The organism is Allobosea sp. FBZP-16 (genome assembly GCF_002831785.1).
GTDB classification, from domain to species: Bacteria; Pseudomonadota; Alphaproteobacteria; order Rhizobiales; family Beijerinckiaceae; genus Allobosea; species Allobosea lupini.
In genome coordinates, this window is record NZ_LNCQ01000033.1 from 1 (window position 1) to 22,620 (window position 22,620).

Annotated in this window: 23 protein-coding genes and 2 pseudogenes; 17 read left to right on the forward strand and 8 right to left on the reverse strand. The window is 65.0% G+C overall.

Features of this window, described 5'->3' with window-relative positions; genetic code table 11:
• The first annotated feature begins 653 nt into the window (after positions 1-653).
• Entirely contained in the window at positions 654-1,472 is an 819-nt protein-coding gene (locus CXY91_RS18755; RefSeq protein WP_100962763.1) for a hypothetical protein, read from the forward strand.
• 109 nt (positions 1,473-1,581) lie between these two features.
• Here the strand turns inward: CXY91_RS18755 and CXY91_RS18760 are convergent, their stop codons facing one another.
• From CXY91_RS18760 to CXY91_RS18770, 3 genes are read right to left on the reverse strand one after another with little or no spacing between them, the layout of a single operon-like run.
• The gene (locus CXY91_RS18760; protein ID WP_100962764.1) at positions 1,582-1,791 is read right to left on the reverse strand and encodes a hypothetical protein; all 210 of its coding nucleotides are present in this window, start codon (positions 1,789-1,791) and stop codon (positions 1,582-1,584) included.
• Positions 1,788-2,684: a hypothetical protein gene (locus tag CXY91_RS18765; protein ID WP_100962765.1), complete on the reverse strand. Its 897-nt coding sequence runs from the start codon at positions 2,682-2,684 to the stop codon at positions 1,788-1,790. The genes CXY91_RS18760 and CXY91_RS18765 overlap by 4 nt, the downstream gene beginning before the upstream one ends.
• Complete coding sequence (locus tag CXY91_RS18770; RefSeq protein ID WP_100962766.1) at positions 2,681-3,511, reverse strand: hypothetical protein; 831 nt, start codon at positions 3,509-3,511, stop codon at positions 2,681-2,683. The genes CXY91_RS18765 and CXY91_RS18770 overlap by 4 nt, the downstream gene beginning before the upstream one ends.
• A 904-nt stretch (positions 3,512-4,415) precedes the next feature.
• Here CXY91_RS18770 and CXY91_RS18775 point away from each other — a divergent pair.
• Together CXY91_RS18775 and CXY91_RS18780 are read left to right on the forward strand one after the other, a co-directional pair.
• Positions 4,416-4,796, forward strand: a complete 381-nt coding sequence (locus CXY91_RS18775) for a plasmid mobilization protein (protein WP_465246879.1) — start codon at positions 4,416-4,418, stop codon at positions 4,794-4,796.
• Complete coding sequence (locus CXY91_RS18780) at positions 4,793-6,517, forward strand: relaxase/mobilization nuclease domain-containing protein (protein ID WP_100962767.1); 1,725 nt, start codon at positions 4,793-4,795, stop codon at positions 6,515-6,517. The genes CXY91_RS18775 and CXY91_RS18780 overlap by 4 nt, the downstream gene beginning before the upstream one ends.
• Here CXY91_RS18780 and CXY91_RS30725 read toward each other — a convergent pair.
• The gene (locus CXY91_RS30725; protein ID WP_158673488.1) at positions 6,503-6,736 is read right to left on the reverse strand and encodes a hypothetical protein; all 234 of its coding nucleotides are present in this window, start codon (positions 6,734-6,736) and stop codon (positions 6,503-6,505) included. The genes CXY91_RS18780 and CXY91_RS30725 overlap by 15 nt on opposite strands.
• 238 nt (positions 6,737-6,974) lie before the next feature.
• Between CXY91_RS30725 and CXY91_RS18790 the strand changes: the two genes are divergently transcribed.
• The 4 genes and pseudogenes from CXY91_RS18790 (at position 6,975) to CXY91_RS18805 (ending at position 10,624) form a co-directional block, all read left to right on the forward strand.
• On the forward strand, positions 6,975-7,355 hold the full coding sequence (locus tag CXY91_RS18790) for a hypothetical protein (protein ID WP_100962769.1): 381 nt from the start codon (positions 6,975-6,977) through the stop codon (positions 7,353-7,355).
• A 76-nt stretch (positions 7,356-7,431) separates the two neighbouring features.
• Positions 7,432-7,608: pseudogene (locus CXY91_RS30985) on the forward strand (amino acid transporter); the annotation flags it as partial.
• 2 nt (positions 7,609-7,610) lie between these two features.
• Positions 7,611-7,805, forward strand: a pseudogene (locus CXY91_RS18800) (aldo/keto reductase); the annotation flags it as partial.
• Positions 7,806-8,113: 308 nt separating this feature from the next.
• Positions 8,114-10,624, forward strand: a complete 2,511-nt coding sequence (locus tag CXY91_RS18805) for a hypothetical protein (RefSeq protein ID WP_100962770.1) — start codon at positions 8,114-8,116, stop codon at positions 10,622-10,624.
• Between the two features lie 268 nt (positions 10,625-10,892).
• On the opposite strand, the gene CXY91_RS18810 is transcribed toward CXY91_RS18805, so the two are convergent.
• Positions 10,893-11,501 (reverse strand): TetR/AcrR family transcriptional regulator, encoded by a 609-nt coding sequence (locus CXY91_RS18810; protein WP_100962771.1) that lies wholly within the window; start codon positions 11,499-11,501, stop codon positions 10,893-10,895.
• Between the two features lie 189 nt (positions 11,502-11,690).
• Here CXY91_RS18810 and CXY91_RS18815 point away from each other — a divergent pair, with 189 nt between their 5' ends.
• From CXY91_RS18815 to CXY91_RS18850, 7 genes are all read left to right on the forward strand, one after another.
• Positions 11,691-12,656 (forward strand): DMT family transporter, encoded by a 966-nt coding sequence (locus CXY91_RS18815; RefSeq protein WP_100962772.1) that lies wholly within the window; start codon positions 11,691-11,693, stop codon positions 12,654-12,656.
• Positions 12,653-13,357 carry a glutathione S-transferase family protein gene (locus CXY91_RS18820; protein ID WP_100962773.1) on the forward strand — a complete coding sequence of 235 codons (705 nt, stop codon included), beginning with the start codon at positions 12,653-12,655 and terminating at the stop codon, positions 13,355-13,357. Before CXY91_RS18815 ends, CXY91_RS18820 begins: the two co-directional genes overlap by 4 nt.
• A gap of 20 nt (positions 13,358-13,377) precedes the next feature.
• The gene (gene yghU / locus CXY91_RS18825) at positions 13,378-14,256 is read left to right on the forward strand and encodes a glutathione-dependent disulfide-bond oxidoreductase (protein WP_100962774.1); all 879 of its coding nucleotides are present in this window, start codon (positions 13,378-13,380) and stop codon (positions 14,254-14,256) included.
• A gap of 511 nt (positions 14,257-14,767) precedes the next feature.
• Positions 14,768-15,163, forward strand: coding sequence for a thioredoxin family protein (locus CXY91_RS18835; RefSeq protein WP_100962797.1), 396 nt, complete (start codon positions 14,768-14,770; stop codon positions 15,161-15,163).
• A 12-nt stretch (positions 15,164-15,175) separates the two neighbouring features.
• The gene (locus CXY91_RS18840) at positions 15,176-15,892 is read left to right on the forward strand and encodes a cytochrome c biogenesis CcdA family protein (protein WP_100962776.1); all 717 of its coding nucleotides are present in this window, start codon (positions 15,176-15,178) and stop codon (positions 15,890-15,892) included.
• A 38-nt stretch (positions 15,893-15,930) separates the two neighbouring features.
• Entirely contained in the window at positions 15,931-16,503 is a 573-nt protein-coding gene (locus CXY91_RS18845; protein WP_100962777.1) for a peroxiredoxin-like family protein, read from the forward strand.
• A 23-nt stretch (positions 16,504-16,526) separates the two neighbouring features.
• Positions 16,527-17,090 (forward strand): TlpA disulfide reductase family protein, encoded by a 564-nt coding sequence (locus tag CXY91_RS18850; protein WP_158673490.1) that lies wholly within the window; start codon positions 16,527-16,529, stop codon positions 17,088-17,090.
• Between the two features lie 114 nt (positions 17,091-17,204).
• On the opposite strand, the gene CXY91_RS18855 is transcribed toward CXY91_RS18850, so the two are convergent.
• Together CXY91_RS18855 and CXY91_RS18860 are read right to left on the reverse strand one after the other, a co-directional pair.
• Complete coding sequence (locus CXY91_RS18855) at positions 17,205-18,035, reverse strand: hypothetical protein (protein WP_100962779.1); 831 nt, start codon at positions 18,033-18,035, stop codon at positions 17,205-17,207.
• A gap of 11 nt (positions 18,036-18,046) precedes the next feature.
• On the reverse strand, positions 18,047-18,532 hold the full coding sequence (locus tag CXY91_RS18860) for a DUF302 domain-containing protein (RefSeq protein WP_100962780.1): 486 nt from the start codon (positions 18,530-18,532) through the stop codon (positions 18,047-18,049).
• Positions 18,533-18,653: 121 nt separating this feature from the next.
• On the opposite strand from CXY91_RS18860, the gene CXY91_RS18865 reads away from it, so the two are divergent.
• Genes CXY91_RS18865 through CXY91_RS18875 form a run of 3 tightly spaced genes read left to right on the forward strand, consistent with a single transcriptional unit; the run spans position 18,654 to position 21,102 of the window.
• Complete coding sequence (locus CXY91_RS18865; RefSeq protein ID WP_248307552.1) at positions 18,654-19,259, forward strand: sigma-70 family RNA polymerase sigma factor; 606 nt, start codon at positions 18,654-18,656, stop codon at positions 19,257-19,259.
• Complete coding sequence (locus CXY91_RS18870; protein WP_100962781.1) at positions 19,259-19,897, forward strand: NrsF family protein; 639 nt, start codon at positions 19,259-19,261, stop codon at positions 19,895-19,897. Before CXY91_RS18865 ends, CXY91_RS18870 begins: the two co-directional genes overlap by 1 nt.
• Complete coding sequence (locus tag CXY91_RS18875) at positions 19,891-21,102, forward strand: YeeE/YedE family protein (protein ID WP_100962782.1); 1,212 nt, start codon at positions 19,891-19,893, stop codon at positions 21,100-21,102. Before CXY91_RS18870 ends, CXY91_RS18875 begins: the two co-directional genes overlap by 7 nt.
• Positions 21,103-21,476: 374 nt before the next feature.
• On the opposite strand, the gene CXY91_RS18880 is transcribed toward CXY91_RS18875, so the two are convergent.
• Positions 21,477-22,589 carry a LacI family DNA-binding transcriptional regulator gene (locus CXY91_RS18880; protein WP_158673491.1) on the reverse strand — a complete coding sequence of 371 codons (1,113 nt, stop codon included), beginning with the start codon at positions 22,587-22,589 and terminating at the stop codon, positions 21,477-21,479.
• Between the last annotated feature and the right edge of the window lie 31 nt (positions 22,590-22,620).

Below are 22,620 nucleotides of genomic sequence, written 5' to 3' on the forward strand. Positions count from 1 at the left end.
CCACTATCAACCCCAAGGACTCTCGTTATGAACGAGGGAACTTCCGGGGGGCAGGTCACGTGCCGGCGTCGCCCCGGGACGAACCTAGGGGTGGCCTCGCGGTCCCCTGACGGAGAAGGGCGCGAGGGGACGACGACACCTGACCGACCAGGACCCATCCTCGCGCTCATTCCGTGCCGGCGTCGCCTCGGGGCGAACCTAAGGGCGGCTCCGCGGTCACCTGACGGAAGCAGTCCGTCTTTCCACGTCCGACCCGTGCCGCGGTTATGGCGGTCGAGGGCTGCGCCAGGCTAAGCCATCCTTGGGAATTGGCGCGACGGGAGGTCGGCACCTCGCCGACAGATATCCATCCCTCCTCGCTCCCAGCCGTGCCGGTGCCTTGCATGGCACAGGCCGGGAGAGGGCCCCGAGACCAGTTGCGGCTGCCCTATCGTGGTCGTCTCAGCATTATTAAAATAAAGCGAGGCAATGATCGCGGAGTTAATATTGAATATAGCAATAATATCTAGTGCATTATTAACTATAACTAATAATCACTCAGTATGCCGCTTCGGATACGCATAATATCTCGATTGTTCATGATATGTTTCATTCAGTGATTCTTGTCATTGGGGCCGAGACATGGGCGCAACGACAATTCAGGGAGGTCAAGCATGGTGGCGCCGCAGCTTCAGCAGGTCGAAGATTCTGTCGAATTCCCGAGGCCTGCAAAACTGTGGGTCGCCTCAATGATGGGCGGCCCCGAGCGGCCGGGCTGGATTCAGTGGAGTGGGTACGCGGCCGACGACAATGACGCGCTCTTGGCCGTCCAGAATGCGGTGTATCAGGTCTGGCCTTCGCGCTACCCCGTGCGTCACCCCATATTCAGCACGGCCGACCGGCTGGCGAAGGTCCTGGATGATGACGATGGGGATCGGAAGCCGCACTCGCTGATCGTGCAATTTGCCGATCAGGCGCCGCGCCCGTCACCGACTTCGGTGGCGCCGGCCGACGCGGCCAATCGGGAGACGGTGCGGTCCCTGAGGTCTCTCCTTCAGCCCCTGCTGCTCGTAGAGCCCGCGGTCAGCGAGGCAATTCATAGCGGCCAGCCCGTCTCGGTAGAATGGACCATCCAAAGCGCCCATTTTTATACCGGGCAGACCCGCTTATCAGCCTGCATCTCCGCGCGGACCCCAGGAGGTGCCGAGATCAGGCTCAACCTCGCCCACGTCATGTTCGCCCTCCTTTTCGATGAGCTGGAACGTCGCCCGGCAGGGCTCCAACTGAGCGGTTCGTTTGCCCTCCCCAGGGGGGCCGCGAGGCGCCTACGGCCCTGGGGAATCTTGAAGTTCGCGGCTGATCGCGCGCGGGTTCTTGAAATGCCCGAAGAGCGTCTGGGCAAGGCGCTTTTCAGGTTGCATTTCAACCGCCGGCCGGTGCTGGCCGAGCGGCTCGCCGAGGTCGTCAAGGAGCAGCGCGCCGCTGCCCGGTAAACACCGTAACTCGCGCCTCTGGCCCACTGCTACCATCGTCCGATCTTGGCGTCATAGAAACCCCCGCGTGATGGAGTCACGCGGGGGTTCGTTGTTCTTTCGGCGATGCCTACATCGCGTCGGAGGCCGGCAAACCCTTGCGGATCAGCCAGGACTGAAACGCCCGGTCGTCCGCGAAGACCCGGCGCAGGAGCGCCAGAGAGGTCGCGGCCGCCCGCTTAGGCGAGATATTTCGCATCGTCACCAACTGTCCAGAGTGGTGGAACCACATCTCATCGAAGTCGCGGACGGTGTCATTGTCGAGGTCGAGATCGGTCATCGAACTTTCCTTTCCAGGTGGGGTGGCGGCTTAGGAGGGGTCCATGGGGCTGCTTGACCTAGGCAGGTCTCGAGCTCCGAAGCTTGGCGACGGCAGACAAAGCGGCGCCCACGAATGCCCTCGGCAGCCTGTCGAAGAGTTTGATTGATCGCCTCGAGAGCGGTGTTCTCGCCGGCGAGTTCCAGTCGATGGCGATCGACCGCCGCCGCGAGATTCTCGAAGGCGGGGTTGCCTTTTTGCCGTTCCTGGAGCCAGGCCAGAACCTGGCGCAAACCTTCATAATTTGCCGATAGCAGCGCTTTCCGCGTCTCAGGCGGCTGTCCGGCGATGTTTATCATCACCTTCCACGCCTCTCGGTTCTGGCCCAACGCCACCCACAGCATCATGTCGTCGACGGCATCGGCGCGCTGATCGACGGGTAGGGCGGTCACCCGGTCGACGATACCCAGGAGAACTGCCTCGCGGCCTGGGTCGACCTGCGGCGCGGGCCTGCCGAAGACGCGCTCAAACCAAGTCAGCGCCGCAGGATCGACGGGCCTTGCTAAGATCGTTTCGTCGACAATGGCGATCGCCCGCGATGCAGCACGAAACTTGATCCGAAGAGCGGATGTGGACAGGGCAGCAGCATCTGGGACAATATCAGAGACAACGCGCGCAAGCCTGACAGCCTCCTTATCGACGAGGGTCAGACCGGCGGTCGAGAGGGCGCAGGCCCCGATGGTGCCGGCAACGATGACCGAGACCGACGCGACGAAGAGTGTCCGCATGACGGCCGCCGGCTTCGCCGAGGCGGCGAAACGGCGGCTCCACGTGTCCATGAGGTCGGGTGCCGCGATGATGCGGCCGCCCCCGACCTTGCGGATCAGCTCCCTGCGGCGGGCCGGGTCGATCACAGCGAGGCCGTGACCTTCGACGCGGCGCGCTGGTTGGCTAGCGCCTCCCTGAAGACGGGCAGCCAGCGCATCTTCTGTGTCTCCAGCCAGTCCTGAAACCAGAGGACCTTCGCCTCGTCGAAGTAGGCCCGCGCCGCCTCCGGATCGTGGGACCTGTCGAAGTCCTCGGCCGCCACGGCGGCGAAGCTCAGCCCGAGGGCGACCGCCTCGTCCGCCTCCTCGACGCCGAGGTCATCGATCCACGTGTCGACCGCGCCGAGCTGCTTCGCCTCCCGCAAGCTCTCGGTCGCCGACCACCGGCGGAAATGCTCCTCCGTGCGGCCCTGCGCCCGGATCTGCATGAAGACGGTGGCGATACCGAAGCCGGTCGTGGTCTTCGCGAAGTCGATCGCGTTGGTCTGGGCCGATCCCGAGGTCGTGATCGGGCGGATGACCAGGACGTGTCCGCCAACAGCCTCCATGGCCTGGACGAAGTAGGGGAGCTTCTCGCGGACGTGGACGTCGTCGCGCGCACCGGTGTCGAAGATGACGGCACCCGCCCCTCCGGGCTGGCCCATCCGCTGCAGATGCTTTCCGATGATCGTGTGCCAGCCCGGCCGCGTGACGTTGACGAACACTACATTGTCGTGGATCGAGCTCATGATCGAGTTCGTGGTGTCGCTCTCGGCCGTGAGGGTCACGCAGCCCATGGAGGCGAAGATGTAGTTGGCAGCATCGGCGTTGACGCTCTTCCCGACACCGCCTTTGCCTTCAACGATGATGATGAGAAGCGGCGGGAAGCCGCTCCCCAGCGGCTTGCTGCCGGCCCTGTTCCCGTTGCGGTTCATAATGTAATCCTTCTGTTCGTTTAGGTTGGACGCCTGACCTTGGTGGGGCGGTCGCCATTGATTGTTTCGACGTATTGCTCGGGCTGACTGCCCGGGTCCGGGGGAAGTCGGACGTTCGCACGAGCGCCCAGCCCGCCAGTGCCTGCTCTCGCGGCCGCATACGGCCGATCTGGCGGGGCCCGGTGATCTTCCTTCGGGTCGGTCCTTTTGCCTCGGCGAGAGGTTTCGGATGCTGTCCCCTCATTGTGGGTTGGGGACTGCTCGCGAGTTTCCTCTGGCTTGCTGGACAGGGCCTCCCGACGAAATTTGCAGACGTAATTTGCGAAGACCTGGAACGCGATCTGGATACCGGCAGCCAGGACTTCCTGGTGGATCTCCTTCCAGAGAAGTCCGCGCTCTCGCGCGGCCTCCAGCGCCGGCATCATCGATCTGATCTGGGACTTGGCGGTTGTCGGTCGGCCCCGACCCGGGGCGGCTTTTTCAAGCCGACTGATTACGGCTTGAACCCTGTCGCCGCCCATGACCTGTCTTCTCCTTTCGTTGAGGAGTGGTGGCAGAGTGCGGCACGGCGATCAATAAGCCGTCAGGGCTTTTGAGGAAATTGGAGACAAAAGCGAAATATAGGATGTTATAAATTCAGTTATAACCAGTGATACGCGAGATGATAATCAAACAAAAAGCGTCGATTATAACGACGATTACGAGCTGATTATAACGTGATTATATGAGATTATGTAAAGATTGTTCATATTAGATTTATGTAGTGGCAGAGTAGGCCAGTGACGACATGTAGACAAAGCGCGCTTTCCTACAGGTCTGCTGGCCAGAGGGCTCTGCCCCCGTGGACCCCCGCCGCCCGCGTGGCGTGTCGGGATCTGTCCGCGCAAGCACGGAAGGCTCGTCAATGACGACCCGGAATAAGGAACCAAAGGATCTCGCCCGGCCTGTCAGTTTCAGGCTTCCGCCTGCCGACCGTGCAAGGCTGATGGAAGTGGCCGCCGCCGAAGGACTCACTGCCGGCCAGTTGGCCCGTAGGATCGTCGCCCGCGATCTCGGGCTCGAAGCGAAGCTGAACCATGTGCGCCGGGCCATCGCGAACGCCGAGGTATTGCGAAAAGTCCTCGGCTCGCTCGGGGCAATCGGCAACAACCTCAATCAAATCGCGGCGCGGCTGAACGCCAGTGGAAATCACGCCGAAGCGGTGCGTGGCGTCGACGCCCTTCGAGAACCCTTGGCGGAGGCCTTCGCGGTCGTGATCGCCGCCCTGAAGCGGAGGCGCTCGTGATCATCCGCTCCTCCTTCGTCGGTGACGATCCAGGCCGCACTCGCCACCTGCTGGACGCCGAGAACAACGAACTGGTTGTCGAGCGGACGGATCTGGACCGCGGGTGTCCCGCCGACCTCGATCTCATGCTTCAGATGTGCTCGGCGCTACGGGCGTCTAATCCACGAGCTTCAATTTCAGTCGGCCATTTCAAATGCTCACCGCGATTCAAGCTCAACGGGGATGCAGGACTGCAGCGGCTGATCGAGGTTGTCGAGCGCGAGCATGGGATCCCAGCGGACCAACCGCGCAAGGTCGTCGTTCACAAGAACGGTCGGCGCGTATCCCACGTCCACCTTCTTTATGCGGCGGTAAACCCTCGGACCGGGCGGGTCCTTTCGTCGAAGCTGAACTATCAAGCCGACGAGTTGGCCTCGCGGATCCTGGAGATGGAGTTCGGAGAGCCGATCGTGCCCGGGCCGAGGCTGAGGAAGAACGAGGAAGCGCTCATCGAGCGGGGCGAGCACGTAATGGCCGCAGTTCTTTCCCAGTACGAGCCCGTACGAAACCACGGCCGCGATCCCGAGAATGAACGTCAGCAGGGCTCCAGGACCAAGATGCCGTTGATGGAGTTTCGGCGACGGCTTTCCAATGCCCTAGCCGCAACCGGGTCTCCCCCATCGCTTCCTCGCGCTCTCGATAATGGTGAGTTCGCGATCGCGATAGGTGACCGCCGCGACGTCGTCATGGTGGTCCACCTTAAGACCGGTACACCATACTCCCTGGCGCGCGTCATCAAGGGCATGTCACGCCCCGTCATCTTGACCGAGGCCGAGCAGGCGAGCTTCCGCGCGAGGGCGCGCCCGGTCGCCGATGTCGTCCGAGATGGCCTCTCATTATCGTATCGGGTGGGCGAGGCCCGTGTCGCCAGTCATATACGTCGAGGCCTTTTCGAGGCCGCCATCGATGGCGAAGGCGCCCCGTTTTTGTCGAAGCTCCGCGATCAGCGAGCGGCACAGCGTGGGCAGATCAGCGGGGGTATGACGCTCAAGGCCTATCGCTCAGGCATCCGCGCGAACGACCAGCTTGCCAACGAGCTGATCCAGCGTCGGATTGACCGGGCATTTCGTACCGCGCGTCTCCTCGAATTGCCGGCGGCTCGTAAAGCTGCCTTCGCTTTGGCGGGCGCCGGAGCCATCCTTGCGGGTGCGAGCTTCGCCCTGTCGATCGGTGCAGGGTTCTTGGCGACGATGATGTTGCGGGACCAAGCAAAGGCCCGGCGAGCGGAGGCCGCGGTTTTGATCGCCGCACGCAAGCGCAGGGACAACGCCGCCATCACCGACACACGCCCTGCCGTCAATGGTGACCTAAAAGAGGGGCGTCAGGAGCCGATCAAGCGTCGCCCGGCACCCACATTCGATTTCGACCAAATCCCCCGCGAGCACCGTGTCCTGGCGGGCATCGTCATGCACCATATGTCGCACGACTGGCGCACGGACGTCACAGAAGCAGCCGAGCGCGCGCTGGGAGTTGAGGTCGTGGACGGGTTGCGGACCCTCCACAAGGTCGGCTCAGATAAGCAGAAGGCCATGGTAGCGAACTGGGCGCGTGGCATGAAGAACACCTACGCCGCTGCCGCCGCCCTCCGCAAAGCCGGGGAATGCGACGCTGCCTCGTCCCTCGAGCGGCGTGACCGCCAAATGGCCGCCCGGACACCCACCTCAACTCTAGAGCGAGGCTGAGGCCTGCCGGCGCATCCCCGCTGGCATATGGGTCGTGCCGCGCTTCACCCACTCGATCAGGTCGGACCGGCTGTAAACCGGTCGAAGCCCGGGCAACTGCTCGAAGGGCGGCCCGCTGCCGCGTGCACGCATCTTGTTAAAGGCGGAGACATCGATCTCCAAGATCTTCGCGACCGCGTTCGAGCACATGAATTCTGGAGCGCGCTCCAGGCGCTCCAACACCTTCTTTAGATAAGACATAACGATGGCCAGTGCAGCGCTGCACGAAGCAGCGTCCTATGCCCAATTTTGCCGGCCATCTGGCCGGCTGGCCGAAGCTCGCCATAACCAGACAATAACCTGGTTAGGCCGGTGCGAAAGGACTCAAGATGTGAAAATACGCGACACGACCCGATTCCGGGTTGTTTTCGGGGCGCGCATTCCTCAGCATTTCAAGCCATGTAGCTGCAGAGACTCGATGATGCTGGTTCGTCTGGATAAAGCCACGATGGCGGACATGAAACGGAGCGTCCGAAAACTCTTTCCGCGGGCAGGTCACGCGCATGCGCTCGAGGCCCTAGCCCGAGGCCTCGGGGCGAACACCTTCAACGACCTTCGCGCCTACGCGCGGGATTACGGCGGTATTCTCTGGGATGGCGATGACAAAAGGGCCGTCCAGTTCCTGGCAGAACGAGGTACTCATTCGGAGCCGGGATGTCTCGCGCACATGCTTGCGGTGCATGAGGCGGGGCAAGAGACCGTCCTCTTGAAAAGCGAGGGCGTGACCGCTGCCATACTATCAATAACTCAAGAGGGCATCGCGGTCGGCCGAGCCATCGGGCTCCAATCCCTCGATTGATCCGCAGAAGGTGCCGGCCTCCGGTCATTATGAGATTGAGTTAGACGACACGGCCGACCGCGCGCATCAAACTGTCATGACCAGCGCTCTCCTTCCAGCCTTCGCCAAGGGCTTTGCTATGTCGCTCGGGCTCATCGCCGCCACCGGCGCCCAGAACATGTTCGTGCTCCGGCAGGGCCTCAGGCGCGAGCATGTCGGGCCCATCGTGCTTTTCTGTGCGGCCGCGGATGCCTCGCTGATCGTCGCCGGCGTCAATGGCTCCTCGCACAGAAGCCATGGATCGTGCCGATCCCCGGCACCACGAGGCTGAGCCGTGTCGAAGAAAACCTCGGCGCCATCGATCTCAAACTTTCCCAGTCCGACCTGACCGACATCGACGTCGAGGCATCCAAGGTCGAAATCCAGGGTGAACGATTGCCGGAGGGGGCGCTCAAAATGACAGGGCTTTGATCCTGTCAGGGCGAACGCGCAGCCAGCGCCATTTGCTGACATTGGGACACTGCCCATTAGCTGACATCCGCGTCGTGACGATTTCAGCCATATCTGCAACCGCCCCCAGTAGCCGCTTGAGCTAAATGGCCTCCTGGAACCCCGGCGCGGTTCACGGTGCAGAAGCCCACAATCCCGTCGTGAAGGGTAATCGCCATTTCATTCAGTTTCAGTTCACCTGCCAGCCACCAAAGGTCGTGACACTGACAGGCTGGAGGCTGGCTCTCTTCCTAGAGCCGTCCAGCCTCGGTAGGGGACCGGGGGGTCCGTTGGACGCGCATTCGAGAAGGGGCGCCGGCTATGGGCTGGCGGCGGCGGCATTCATCTGTGTCTGGGCGGTGCTGTGCTGGCCCTGGCTGTCGGGCGCGGTGACGATCCCTTTCGACGCCAAGGCGCATTTCCAGGCGCAGATCCAGTTCCTGGCGCAGGCGCTACATTCAGGGCAGTCGCCCTTCTGGACGCATAACGTCTTCGGCGGCTCGCCGCAGGTGGCCGACCCCCAGTCCCTGATCTTCTCGCCGGCGATCCTCCTGGCGCTGCTGACGCCTTCGCCGAGCTTCCGCGCGGTCGACGCCTATGTGCTGGCGCATCTGCTCGCGGGCGGGCTGGCGCTGATGATGGTGTTCCGCGACCGCGGCTGGCATCCAGCCGGCGGGTTGCTGGCGGCGATCGTCTTCGCTTTCGGGGCGTCTGCCGCCTGGCGGGTGCAGCATGTCGGGCAGATCGCGAGCCTGGCCTTCTTCGCCATCGCGTTCTGGCTGACGGCGCGCATGCTGCAGCGGTCCTCGCTGGGAGGCGCTGCGCTGGCGGGCCTTGCGGCCGGGCTGATGATGGTCGAGCCCGACCAGGTTGCGCTGCTGGGCGCCTATGTGCTGATCGGCATGGTGGTGGCGCATTGGCTGGCGGGCGGTTGGGCGGCGTTTCGCGCTAGCCTGGTGCCGGGCGTCGTGGCCGCGCTGGTGGGGTTGGCCGTGATCGCCCTGCCGCTGCTGTGGACCTGGTTGTTCGCGGAAGCCACAACTCGGCCCGCTGTCGATCTAGTTGAAGCGGGGCGGGGTTCGCTGCATCCGGCCTCGCTGCTGACCGCCTTCGTGGCGGATCTCTTCGGCGCGCAGGATCCCAGGGTCGAGTTCTGGGGCCCCTATAGTCCGAGTTGGAATGCCAACGAGCTGTTTTTGTCCCAGAATATGGGGCAGCTCTATTTTGGTGCGTTGCCGGTTCTGCTTCTGGTCATCCCGGGATTGAGCCGCGGCTGGCTCTGGGACCGTGGCATCCGCAGCCTCACCATCCTGTTTGGGCTGATGGTGCTGTTCGCCGTCGGCCGCTACACGCCCGCATTCGCTTTCTTTTATCATTACCTGCCCGGCGTGAACGCTTTCCGCAGGCCGGCCGACGCAACCTTCTTGATCGGCGCGCTGGGGGCGGTCCTTGCCGGCTATATGCTGCACCGCCTGTTCGCCGAACCCTCTTTGCGGCTCACGAAGCGCGACCTCCTCTGGGCCGGCGGAATGTTCGCCGTCCTCGTGGCTTCCGTGCTGCTGGTCTCGGTTGAAAATCACCGGCTGACGGCGGCATTGCGGCCCGTGGCATTCGCCGCGATCTGGTTTTCCGCGGCACTCGCTCTGCTTCATGGCTTGCGACACTTGCGGACCGGCCTGGGTCCGTTGGTGGCAGCGACGCTAGTCACCGGCGTCGTCGCGGCGGATCTCGGCTTCAACAACGGTCCCAATGAATCGACCGCTCTGGCGCCGGAGATCTATGATGTGCTGCGCCCCGACACCCGCAACGAGACCATCCTGGTCCTGAAGCGACTGACGGCCCAGCCGGCGGGCTCGCCGCGGCGCGACCGGGTCGAACTGTTGGGACTGGGTTTCGAATGGCCCAATGCCGGCATGGTGCATGGCTTCGACCATACGCTCGGTTACAATCCATTGCGGCTGGCGGATTTCTCGGACGCGGTGGGTACGCGCGACACGATCGCCGGGCCAGATCAGCGCAAGTTCACGGCGCTGTTTCCGTCCTATCGCTGCCGCCTCGCGAACCTGCTGGGGCTGCGTTACATTGCCTCGCCAGTGCCGATCGAACAGGTCGACAGCGTCTTGCGCGACGGCGACCTCAAGCTGATCGCCAGGACGAAGCAGGGTTATGTCTATGAGAACCCGCGTGCCTTGCCGCGGGTGCAGTTCGTCGGCGGCTGGGAGCTCGCCGATTTCGAGGGCATGACGCAGAGCGGGCACTGGCCCGAGGTCGACGCCCAGCAGGCGGTTCTGCTCGAGGTCGAGCCACCTTTCGCCCCGCCCGAAGGGCCGGCGCGGGTGCGCGCCGACCTCAGGCTCAGCCGCTACGAGAACACCGAGATCGAGATCGAGGTGACCGCCGCCGCTGCCGGTTTCGTCGTGCTCAACGACATCTGGCATCCCTGGTGGCGTGCGACCGTCGATGGTGTCGACGCCGAGATCCTCAAGGCCAATGTGCTGTTCCGCGCCGTGCAGGTGCCGGCCGGCACGCATAAGGTCCGGTTCAGCTTCAAGCCGATCGAGGGCGCCTTCGCGGAGGTCCGCGAGCGGGTCAGCCCCTCTCCGGCTATTGAGGGCGACGATCTCCTACCGCTGCCGCTGCCCGAGGAGCCGCTGGTGGCCGAGGGCGGGCGGCCGCTGCCCTCGATGCTGGCGCGGCCCTCCCAGCAGGTGCGCGATTCGATGCGGCTGGGAGGCACGCCGGCGGCTTCGGGCCGGGAGACAATCGCGCCTGACCTGGTGTCCTCGGCGCTGGCCCATTGAGAGGTCGCGCGGCGGCGCGCGGGGGTTGCCCCACCATCCGCGCGATCGACGTAGCTGCTTTCCGCCGCCGATGTTGCGCGATGGGCGCCCGCTCAGGCGTCGGTGTCGCCGCTGAGGCCGGTTGCGGCGATGCCTGCCAGCGCCTCAGGCTCACTTGACCAAGCCCGTGCGACCACGACACCTGTTTCCTGCCCGGTCGTCCGGGTCGTTTGCCACACATCTGAAATCGGTTGCGCGATCGGAGCCAATGGCTCCCGCATGCAGCCGTTTACGGAGAGCTTCCGACCATGTTCACTTTTGGCTCCAGCAGAGCCAGCGCAGTCCCGATCACGCCTTCGAGAAGCGCGCGTTCGGGTCTCACCCGCGCGAGCACGCGCACGCCCATCAGGACGCCGAGCAGGTGCCGCGCCAGATCCTCGGCGTTGAACATCGTGCCGATCGAGCCATCCGCCTGACCTCGCCGGATGCAGCGCAAGAAGAACGCTTCAATCCTTGAAAGCACGCTGGCGACGACAGTCTGGAAGTCGGGGTCGAGAGGCGTGACATCCAGTGCCGCGTTGACCAGCATGCAGCCCCTGTGTTGCTGGTCGTCGAGCGACCGTTTGACGATTTCGCTCAAGAAGACCTCAATCGCTGCTCGGGGTTCCATCGCCTGACAGCGCTTCATGCGCTCACCGATGCTGCCTTCGACATAGTGCTCAAGCGCGCGCTGATAGAGTGCTCGCTTGTCGCCGAACGCGTTGTAGATGCTCGCGCCTGTAAGGCCCGTGTTCTCGATTAAGTGGCGGATCGACGTCGCCTCATAGCCACGGCTCCAGAAGCATCTTACCGCCGCATCGAGCACTGCATCCTCATCGAATTCCCTGGGTCGTGCCATCTCGATCCCTGATTTCCAGCCGAACCATCTTGCCAATCACAGCAGGCCATCGCATTTTAGAACGATCGAACTAAAATACAATCGTGCGCCCATGCTCGCCGAGTTGTGCTGGAGATAACCGCCATGATGAACCAGCTTCACATGATGAGAGCTTTGGCTTCGCTGCGGCGCGGAGCAAGCGCTTAGGACATGTCCGGCGCAGACCTCTCCCCAGCCGCCGTTTCGACCGGCACATCGCGCGCGGGCTCACGCGATCGATGGACGGGCATGATGTGGGCAGCGCTCGCCGTCTCGATCTTTTCCGGCTGGTTCGTGGTCACGCGCTTCAGCGTGACCAGGGAGCTGCGCATCTGGGACATCACCGCGCTTCGCTTCGGCATAGGTGCGGTCTTGCTCGCACCGGTCCTCATTCGGAATCGCGCCAGGTTGTCTCCTGCGGCTTGGCGGGAAGGCCTGCTGTTCGCCCTTCTATGGGGCATGCCCTTCGTCCTATTGGTCGCTTTCGGACTCGGGCTGACCTCGGCTGCCCATGCGGCGTCCATCACGCCCACGCTCATGCCGCTGTTTGCAGGTCTCTTCGCTTGGGTCTTCCATGATGAGCGCCAGGGCCGGAAGCGCTGGGCGGGTTTTGCGGCGATCTCCGCGGGGCTCGTCCTTCTCGTGCTGGGGGGGGCCGCCGTCCACGGCTCACCCAGTCCGACTGGGCTGGGCGCGCTGGCTGCCGCAGCTGCGATGTGGGCGGTCTACACTCTGCTCTTCCGCAGAAGCAGCCTGACACCGATCGAGTCCGCGGCGCTGATCTGCTTCTGGTCGGCGGCGCTTTTCCTGCCGGTCTATCTGCTGTTTGGCCTCAGCCGTTTTAGCCAGGCCCCGGCGGCAGAAATCGCGTTGCAGGCGCTATACCAAGGCGTCCTGATGAGCGGTGTTGCGATCTTCACATTCAACCGGGCCGTCTCGCTGCTCGGCTCTGCGGCCGCCACTGCCATTATCGCGCTCATCCCCGCCGTCGCCTCGATCCTCGCCATTCCGGCCCTCGGCGAAATTCCGACCACCCTCGAATGGGCTGCGATTGTCATCATCGTCGCAGGCGTTCTGCTGGCATCCCGCCCGACTGCCCCAACCCTCCAGGTCAAGACGCAAAGGAGTGTCCCATGATCCGCTTCTATTTCCATCCAACCCCCAACCCCGCCAAGATCGCGCTGTTTCTCGAAGAAACGGGGCTGCCTTATGAGGTCATACCCGTCGATACCAGCAAGGGCGATCAACACACGCCGTCGTTCCGGGCGATCAATCCAAACGGCAAGGTGCCGGCTATCGTGGACACCGAGGGACCGGGCGGCCACGAGGCCCGGGTCTTCGATTCAACGGCGATCCTGCTCTACCTCGCTGAAAAGACGGGCCAGCTTCTCGGTACCGCGGAGGACCGGCCCGAACTGCTGTCATGGATGTTGTTCATCGCGTCGGGCCTCGGCCCGTTTTCAGGGCAGGCGGTGCATTTTCAGTTCGCTGCGCCCGAGGGGCTCGACTACGCGGTGAACCGCTATCGTCGCGAAGCCGAGCGCCACTATCGCGTGCTCGAAGAGCACCTCGAAGGCCGGACCTATCTCGTCGGAGACACCTATACGATCGCCGACATCTCCGCTTGGGGCTGGCTCGACCGCGCTTCACGCGTGTTCAAGGGCGCCGATGATCCGCTTGCGCCGTTCCCCAACCTCAAGCGCCTGTTCGACACGGTGGATGCGCGCCCGGCTGTCATCCGTGCGCGCGCGGTTGGCAAAGACCATCCGTTTAAGCAGGTCCGTGACGAGGAGGCCCAGCGCGCACTCTTCCCGTCCAATTTCCCACCTGCAGCCTGATCGCACCAAGGAGACGCCTCATGACCGAGAGCACTGATTACGTCCCGCCCAAGGTCTGGACCTGGGACAAGGCCAGCGGCGGCACCTTCGCCAGCATCAACCGGCCGATCGCCGGCGCGACGCACGAGAAGGAGCTGCCCGTCGGCAAGCATCCGATGCAGCTCTACTCGCTGGGCACGCCGAACGGCCAGAAGGTCACGATCATGCTGGAGGAGCTTCTGGCGCTTGGCCACAGCGGCGCAGAATACGACGCCTGGTTGATCAAGATCGGCGATGGCGACCAGTTCGGATCAGGCTTCGTCGAGGTCAACCCGAACTCGAAGATCCCGGCGCTGATGGATCGCAGCGGGGCCCAACCCATCCGCATTTTCGAATCCGGCGCGATCCTGATGCATCTGGCCGAAAAGTTCGGCGCCTTCCTGCCGACGCAAGCTGCGGCACGGGCCGAAACCCTCTCCTGGCTGTTCTGGCAGATGGGCTCTGCGCCGTTCCTCGGCGGCGGCTTCGGCCACTTCTATGCTTATGCCCCGGCCAAGTTCGAATATCCGATCAACCGCTATGCGATGGAGGTGAAGCGCCAGCTCGACGTCCTCGACAAGCGACTCGCCGAAAACGAGTTCGTCGCCGGCAGCGACTACACCATCGCCGACATGGCGATCTGGCCCTGGTATGGCGGCCTCGTGAAGGGCTGGCAGTATGGCGCGGCGGAGTTCCTCTCCGTTCAGGATTACACCCACGTCGTCCGCTGGGCCGACCAGCTCTTCGCCCGACCCGCCGTGGCCCGCGGCCGGAAGGTCAACCGCACCTCGGGGGAGCCCTCCAGCCAGTTGCACGAGCGTCATGACGCCGGTGATTTCGACACCCGGACGCAAGATAAGCTGATCGATGGGACGAAGTGACGATCTCTCCATCCTTCAGCTTTCCGGCGGCTTCGGCGCGTTCATGACACTTCGGATTCATGGCGACTGAGCACCACGCCATGCCGTCCACCTGTCAGGCAAACGCGCCGAGGGTCTGCCACGTCCGCGATGACAGGTCCTTCATCAGGTCGCAGACGCCAGGAGCCTTCGTCAGGCCTTTGCCTCAGGGCGGAGGTCGGTCGCAGGGAGCAGTATCGTCTCAATGCAAGTCAAGCCCGCTTTTGCACTGAGCGGCTGGGGCATCCGATCGAGAAACCCCTGATACGGCGCTTCGTTGCTCATTGGGATTGCGAGCGCCGGGGGCACGAGAGCCAAGCGCGACTTGGACGCAGGGCTGCGCGCATGCCTCCTCGAGGCGATCCCGGTTGACTGCCGGAGACGAAAGCACACCCTGATCAACTTCCCGTGAGCCTGTAATGGGGACATGCTGTTTCGCGAAACCTCGCTGCCGGCACACACAGAGCCGGCTATTGCAATGAACGAGGTCGCCATGCTGAACCGCCGTCACACCATCGCCGCTCTTGCCGGCTCTGCCGCACTCCTGTCGACTTTTGGGGCCCTCGCCCTCGACAAGGCCGCCTTTTCACAGGCCGCCTTCGACGCCGCGATGAAGGCCGGCAAGCCGGTGCTGATCGACGTTTCCGCGCCCTGGTGCCCGACCTGCAAGGCCCAGGCGCCGATCCTGTCCGAACTCGCCAAGCAGCCGCGCTTCAAGAACCTCGTCGTCTTCAATGTCGACTTCGACAGCCAGAAGGACGCCCTGCGCGGGTTCAAGGCCCAGCAGCAGAGCACGCTGATCGTCTTCAAGGGCGGTGCGGAAATGGGGCGCTCGGTCGGCGACACCAACAAGGCGTCGATCGAAGCCCTGCTCGCCCGCGCGATCTGAGGCTGACGCATCATGGCCAGTGCGGGCTTCGCCCTCATCGCAGGGATCCTGTCGATCCTGTCGCCCTGCGTCCTGCCGCTGCTGCCGATCGTGCTCGGCACGGCGGTCTCGGAGCATAAGCATGGGCCGGTCGCGCTGGCGGCGGGGCTGGCGCTGTCCTTCACCGCGATCGGGCTGTTCGTGGCGACGATCGGCTTCGCGATCGGCCTCGACACCGGCGTCTTCCGGATGGCCGCGGCGATCATGCTCGTCCTGCTCGGCCTCGTGCTGATGCTGCCCGTGCTGCATGCGCGGGTAGCGGCAGCGGGCGGCCCGCTCAGCAACTGGACCGAGCAGCGCTTCGGTGGCTTCTCGCCGAACGGCCTGCGCGGCCAGTTCGGCGTCGGGCTCCTGCTCGGCGCGGTCTGGAGCCCCTGCGTCGGGCCGACGCTCGGCGCGGCATCGGTCCTGGCCGCGCAGGGCGAGAACCTCGGCGCGGTGGCGCTGACCATGCTCGCCTTCGGTGTCGGGGCCGGCCTGCCGCTGATCGCGCTCGGCATGCTGTCGCGCGCCCGGCTGATGAGCCTGCGCAACCGCATGATGTCGGCGGGCCAGGGCTTCAAGACGGCGCTCGGCGGCTTCCTGGTCGCCGTCGGCATCCTGATCCTGACGGGATGGGACAAGAGCCTCGAAGCGGCCCTCGTCGCCGCCTCGCCGGAGTGGCTGACACGGCTGACGACCTCGTTCTGACCGCTTCCGCCGCGACCAATGAAAGGACCACCCCTCCGATGACCGATATCAAGCCTGTTCTGCCCCGCACCGCTGTGCCGCATCTCGACCTCCGGCTGGCACCTGACGGCACCGCTTTCAGCCTGGCGGACGAGAAGCCGCAGCATTTCACGCTGGTCGTGGTCTATCGTGGACTGCATTGCCCGATCTGCAAGGTTCAGCTGCGCGACCTTGAGAGCAGGCTCGACGCCTTCGCCGAGAAAGGCGTCGGCGTCATCGCGCTTTCGACGGACAGCGAGGAACGCGCCACCCGCGCCAAGACCGACTGGGGACTGCCGAGGCTGCGCCTGGGTTATGACTTCTCGCTCACCTCCGCGCGCGAATGGGGGCTGTTTCTCTCGACTGGCCGCGGCACGACCTCGATCGGCGTTGAGGAGCCTGCGCTTTTTGCCGAGCCGGGCCTCTTCCTGGTCCGGCCGGACGGCACACTCTACTTCTCCAGCGTCCAGACCATGCCCTTTGCGCGACCGTCCTTCGCCGATATCCTCAGCGCGATCGACTTCGTCGTCGCCAAGGATTATCCGGCACGCGGCGAGGTGGCGACGCTCGAAGACGGTTTGGCTGCCTTCTGATGGGAATCACGCGCAGAGCCCTTATGCTCGGCTCGACCGCGGGCGCGCTCGGCGCCATGCCGCCGGCCGGGGCAGCGGCGGCGGATCCCTATCCACCGCCGTTCAGCACGCCGCATGCCCAGTTCACCGTACTCGATCCGCGCGAGGAGGCCGGCCACATCCCGCTGCGCGATCTGGGTGGGCGGCAAAGCACGCTCGCGGCCCATCGCGGCAAGGCTGTGTTGCTTGCCTTCTGGGCGAGTTGGTGCCCGCCCTGCCGACGCGAACTACCGATCCTGCAGCGGCTCCAGACGCAGGCGAAGAGCGAGCCCTTCGTGGTCGTGCCTGTATCGCTCGACCGCGACGCCGCAACGGCCGCCGCTTACATCCGGCGACTGCGCCTGGACGGGTTTTCGAGCTTCATCGACACAGAGGGCGAGGTCGCCTCGGGGCCGAAGTCGAAGGTCGCAACACCCTTTCCACTCTACGGCATGCCGATGAGCTATGTCCTCGACGCGCAGGGTCGCAGCGGCGGCTATCTGACCGGAGAGGCCGACTGGAGCGCACCGGACGCACTCGCTTTGCTGCGCTTCTATGCCCGGTCCTAGGCGTCGGCGGCGGGAGATCCCCGACCGCCAACGCTCATTCATCATCCCTGAAAGAGGCCGTCGCGGGATTGGCCCCATCATCCTCCAGCGCGGAGTGGCGCGGCCAACGCTGCCTCAATCCCTGCCGATCATCACGTCGAGGCGCGCGCCGGTATCGGTCTCGATCGTGGCGCGCGGTCCCCGCAAGGCGAGGAACCGCGCGACGCGCTGCTTGACCGGAGCCTTGCCGAGGACCACGGCGCGCCCACCCTTGAAAGTGATCGCTGCGAGGTCCTGCCGCGACAGCGACGGGATCACGATGTCGGGCGTACCATCCTCGTCGAGGTCCCCGATCTGCGCGAGATCGAGGTCGCGCTCGCCCAGGCGATGATTGGTGAAGCCGTCGATCCGCGAAACCTCGACGAGCGCCGTGCCCGACAGACGATAGAGACGCAGCGAGCCGGCCAGATGCGGCGTGACCACGGCCGCGAGCATGGCCTGCCCCGATCCGGCGAAATCCGCGACGCCGACCGGGTTGAGCCAGCGGTTGCGCTGGCCGATGGCCGCGCTCTCGGCGAGGGGCTCGATCGCATGCCGGCCGATCCGGTAGACTGCGAGGGCCGCGCCGTGATCGAGATAGGCCTTGACCACGATCGCCTCCGGCTGCCCGTCGCCATCGAGATCGGCCAGGCGAACGCGACGGTCCTCGAAGACGGCGTCCGGGCCGAGGCGAAACAGCAGGCGCTGTCCGTCCCGCTCGACGACGAACCCGCCGGCCTCGATCGCATCCCCCAGAACGCCATGGCCATAGCGGGTCGTCGGATCGACGAGATAGGCCGTCAAACCGCCGCTCTTCGTCACCTCGCCGTCGGGTAAACGCACCGGCGCCTGCGCTGACGCAGCACAGACGCAGACGACCCAGATCAGCCCCGTCACGATCAGGCGGCGCCATCCTTGGCTTGCCATGAGCTTGCTCCCTAGCGCTGCGTCGCCGCCGCCGCGATCTGACCGAAGATGGAATCAAGCTCGGTGGCGACAGCTTGCAGATCTGCGGTCGCTCCCGCGAAATAGGGCGCGAAGACGACGCCTGGCCTTCGGTAGGACAGCGTCGCGGTGCCGTCGGCGTTCTCGGTGATGTAGAATCGGATCGGCGCCTCAATGCCAGCCGGCACACTGGCGGCCAGCATGCGGCGGGCGAAATCGTTACGGAAGACGCCGACGACGCGATTGCCGGGAATGGTGAAGCCCTGCGCCTTGGCACCCTCCGAGGCGCTGGCCGTGGTCACTACACCCATCTTACCCGCCTTCACGGCGTCATCGAGCCGCATGACCAGCACCGGAAAGCTATGTGGCGTCGGCGTCACGGCCCAGCCGTCGCGGGCCGTGAGCGGCGCGGGCGTCTCCTGGGCCAGGGCAGGTGCCGCGAAGAGGACCAGAGCAAGACAGAGCGCGCGCCAATTCATGAGACATCTCCGGAGATCGGGCCTTGTCATCAGGCCCACGATGTCGATACGCAGCGTCGTCATGTGCCGTTACGCCGACACGCCTTCGTGATGCGGAAATCGCGGACCGTCATCGGTCGCGTTGCGCCCGATCTGTAACAAAGCGGGCCTTGGCTTCGAAGACCGGGATGAAGGCGTGACGCGCGGACCAGCCGACGATCTGTGGGGCGATCTGATGCGCCGGGCGCTCGCCGGCGATCAGGGCGCCTATCGGACGCTGCTCGACGAGCTCGGGACGACGTTCAGACGCCTGGTCCGCGCTCGTATGAGCCGGGCCGGTCGTGGCAATGGCGAGGTCGAGGACATCGTGCAGGAAGTTCTGCTGGCCGTGCATCTCAAACGGCATACCTGGGATCCAGAACTGCCGTTCGCGCCATGGGTCCATACGGTGGCGCGCCATAAGCTGATCGACGCCCTGCGGAGGCAAGGCCTGCGCACCACCGTGTCGATCGATGACTTAGCCGATGTGCTGCCGGCTCCCGCCGAGAGGCCATCGGATAGCGGCGACGCCGAGAGGATGATGTCGCAATTGAAGCAGCGTCAGCAGCAGATCGTGCGCGCCATGACGGTAGAAGGGCGCACGGCCGCCGAGGTCGCCGGCCAGATCGGGATGACAGAGGGCGCCGTCAGGGTGGCACTGCATCGGGCGCTCAAGGATCTGGCGCGCCTGTTCCGGGAGACGCATTGATGAGGACCGACCACCTGATCGCGGCCCTGGTTGCCGATGCACCGGTCAAAAGCCGGTCGGCGGCAAGCCGGGCTCTCATCCTCCTTCCCCTGACGCTGGCCTTGGTCTGCGTCGGTTTCCTGACCTATCTCCGCGTGCGGCCCGACCTCATGAGCCACGCCGTCTGGCCTTCCGTGAGCGCCAAGGTGCTGGCCGCATGCCTGCTTGCGGTCGTCGCGCTTCGGCTGGCCCTCCTGCTCGGGGAGCCCGGGCGGTCGCGGCGTCGCTGGTCTCAGGCACTCGTCGTGGTGCCCGCTGTTCTGCTGCTCGCCCTCGGCGTAGAGCTGGCGACGGCGGGGCTGGACGGCTGGCAGGACCGGCTGGTCGGCCAAAACCAGCTGCGTTGCCTCGTCGTGATCCCGATCCTGTCCCTGCTGCCGATGCTGGGGTTGCTGGTGGCGCTGCGATCGGGGGCCGTGACCCGGCCTGCTCTGGCCGGGGCCGTCAGCGGTCTCACCGCCACCGGCGCGGGGGCAGCCTTCTATTCGCTCAATTGCACCGATGACAGCATGTTCTTCGTGGTGACCTGGTATTCGCTCGCGGCGCTGATCGTAGCCATGGTTGGCGCCGTCGCGGGGCGTATCCTGCTACGATGGTGAGCGCGGGCGGCACGCCTGTCGCGGATGTGGCGGCTCCGCCGCCGCGCCGGATCGTTGCAGTACGGCCGCTCCAGCCCGTCGTCCTCGTTTCGGCGACGATCGCGGTTGGCGCGGTGGTGGCATTGTCCATTGACCGGGCGGTGATGGATCAGGGAGCGGCGTCGTGGCGGCTTCCGCTGCTCGCGCTGGTCGGCGCCGGCCTCGGCTTCGTCCTGTTCCAAGCCACCTTCGGTTTCGCCGGCAGCTTCAGGGCTGCATTGGAGCGGCGCGACTTCTCAGGCTTCCGCGCGCAGGCGCTCGCGCTTGCCTTGACCAGCGTCTTCTTCTTCCCGCTTCTTGCGGCCGGCGGGCTGTCGGGCCTGCCACTGACCGGATTCGTCACGCCGATCGGCGTCTCATTCGTCATTGGGGCGGTGCTGTTCGGCATCGGGATGCAGATCGGCGGCGGCTGTGCCTCGGGCACGCTATTTGCGCTCGGCGGCGGCAATGCGCGCCTGCTCATGACATTGGCCTGCTTCATCCTCGGCTCGGTGGTCGGAGCGGCGCATCTCGGCTTCTGGTGGCGCTTGCCCGCACTGCCGGCAGGGACGTCGCAGGATTGGCTTGGCTGGCCGGCTGCACTGGCGCTCCACCTCGCCATCTTTGCAGCCGTCATCGTCCAAGCGCCCGCTACGGACCGGTTGCGGGGCACATTGTCCTGGCGTGGCATGCTGCGTGAGCCCTGGCCGCTGGCCTGGGGCGCGGCGGGTCTGGCCGTGCTGAGCATCGCGACGCTCCTGCTCGCCGGGCGTCCCTGGGGCGAGACGGCGGGCTTCACGCTCTGGGGGTCGAAGCTGGCGGCGGCGATGGGCCTTGACCCGACCGGCTGGCCCTATTGGCAAGCCAATCCCGGCCCGCTGACGAGCAGCGTCTTTTCCGACGTCACCTCGGTGATGGATTTTGCCATGATTGCGGGCGCTGCCGCGGCGGCGGGGCTCAGCGGCCGTTTCGCGCTCCGGTCAGGCGGCGGTGGCCGGGCCTGGCTCGGAGCCGCGATCGGCGGTTTTCTCATGGGCTATGGCGCGCGGTTATCGGACGGCTGCAACATCGGCGCCTACTTTTCGGCGCTGGCCTCGGGCAGCCTGTCGGGCTGGGTTTGGGTCGCAGCGGCGTTTCTCGGTAGCGCGATCGGGCTTAGGCTGCGCCCGATCTTCCGTCTCCCTTAAGCAGTGGTCCCGACGGTAGAGCATTCGAGGAGCGAAAGACCCATCAGCCGCGGTCCGGGCCTCAGTGCATTGCTCTTCCTAAGTTTGGCTCGAAACGGATGCCATATGGACGCCCGCAAAATCGGCCATGGGCGAACTTTGAGTGATTGACGGGCAGGTTTAGCAGACTGCCCCGAAGCGGCCCTTCCCAATGGCTGAAAGGGACCAGAGGCACCCGACGCTGGGCGAGGCGGGATGCGCCACTTCCGGACATTGGCTCGTTGCCAAAACCAGACCTTGCTGCGCGTTACTCGGTGTCCATGAAACCGGCACAAGCCACTCAAACGAAGCAGGTCCCACCACCTGGGCCGGTTCAGTAGCGCTTGCACAGAACTTCAGTCTGTTCGCTTATCGCCTCTCAGGCCATGTTGTAGGCTAGCACTACCAAGCTGTTCGTTCTGTCGGCCAGCCGATGCGCCGACCGCGCAGGTGGTGTCGCCGTCCTGCATCAGGGTCGGCAGCATCATCGAACGGGCCACGACCGCGCCGTTCATGCGGGCGACGAGGTTGCGGGCGCCGGTCACCCCCATCGCGTTCAGGGGCGTCCGAACGGTCGTGATCGGCCGCGGCAGGACCGCGTTGAGCTCCAGCCCGTTGAAGCCGGCGATGCCTACGGCTTGCGGGACTGGCAGCGCCAACCTCTCGCAGACCGAGAGGCCCCCGAAGGCCATGTGGTCGTTGAGATAAGCGATGACGTCGGGCCGCGGCCCCGGCCGATTCAGCAAGGCTTCGGTGCCGACGGCGCCAGCCACGAAGGCCGCGCGCCGGTCGACCCGCTCAACCATCATCTCGGCAACACCGGCCGCCTCGAAGCTGGCGCGCAGGCCTGCCAGCCGCTTGTCGGCCCGCCTGTCGCGTCCCTCCGGAACACTGACGAAGGCCGGGCGACGGTAGCCACAGGCGATGAGGTGACGTCCGAGCATCTCTCCGGCCGCGTGGTGGTCGACGCCAACACAGATATCGATCGGATCGTCGCAGACATCCCATATCTCCAGTGTCGGGATCTGCAGGGCACGCAGATGGTCACGCATCTCCGGCGCATGGTCGATCCCGCTGAGCACCAGCCCTGCCGCATTCCAGTCCAGCATGCGCTCGACCCAGGCCGCCTCGCGGGAGCGATCGTAGTCGGTCGTGTCGATCACGGTGTCGAAGCCGGCATGGCTCAGGGTGGCGCGCATACCGTCGAGGATTTCGGGGAAGACGTCGCTGAACAGGGTCGGAATCGAGATGCCGATCAGCGAGGACCGCGCACTTGCGAGGGAGCGTGCCGTTCGGTTGGGCCGATAATCCATGACCTCGGCCATGCGCAGGATTTCGGCGCGCATGGCTGGCGAGACGCCCTCCACACCGCGTAGCGCCCGCGACACCGTCATCATGCTGACGCCGACCGCGCGGCCGATATCCTTGATCCCGACGTTGATCTTACGCGTCATGACCGCTCCGCCCAAGGCAGCGTTAGCGCTAACGTTGATTTTCGCA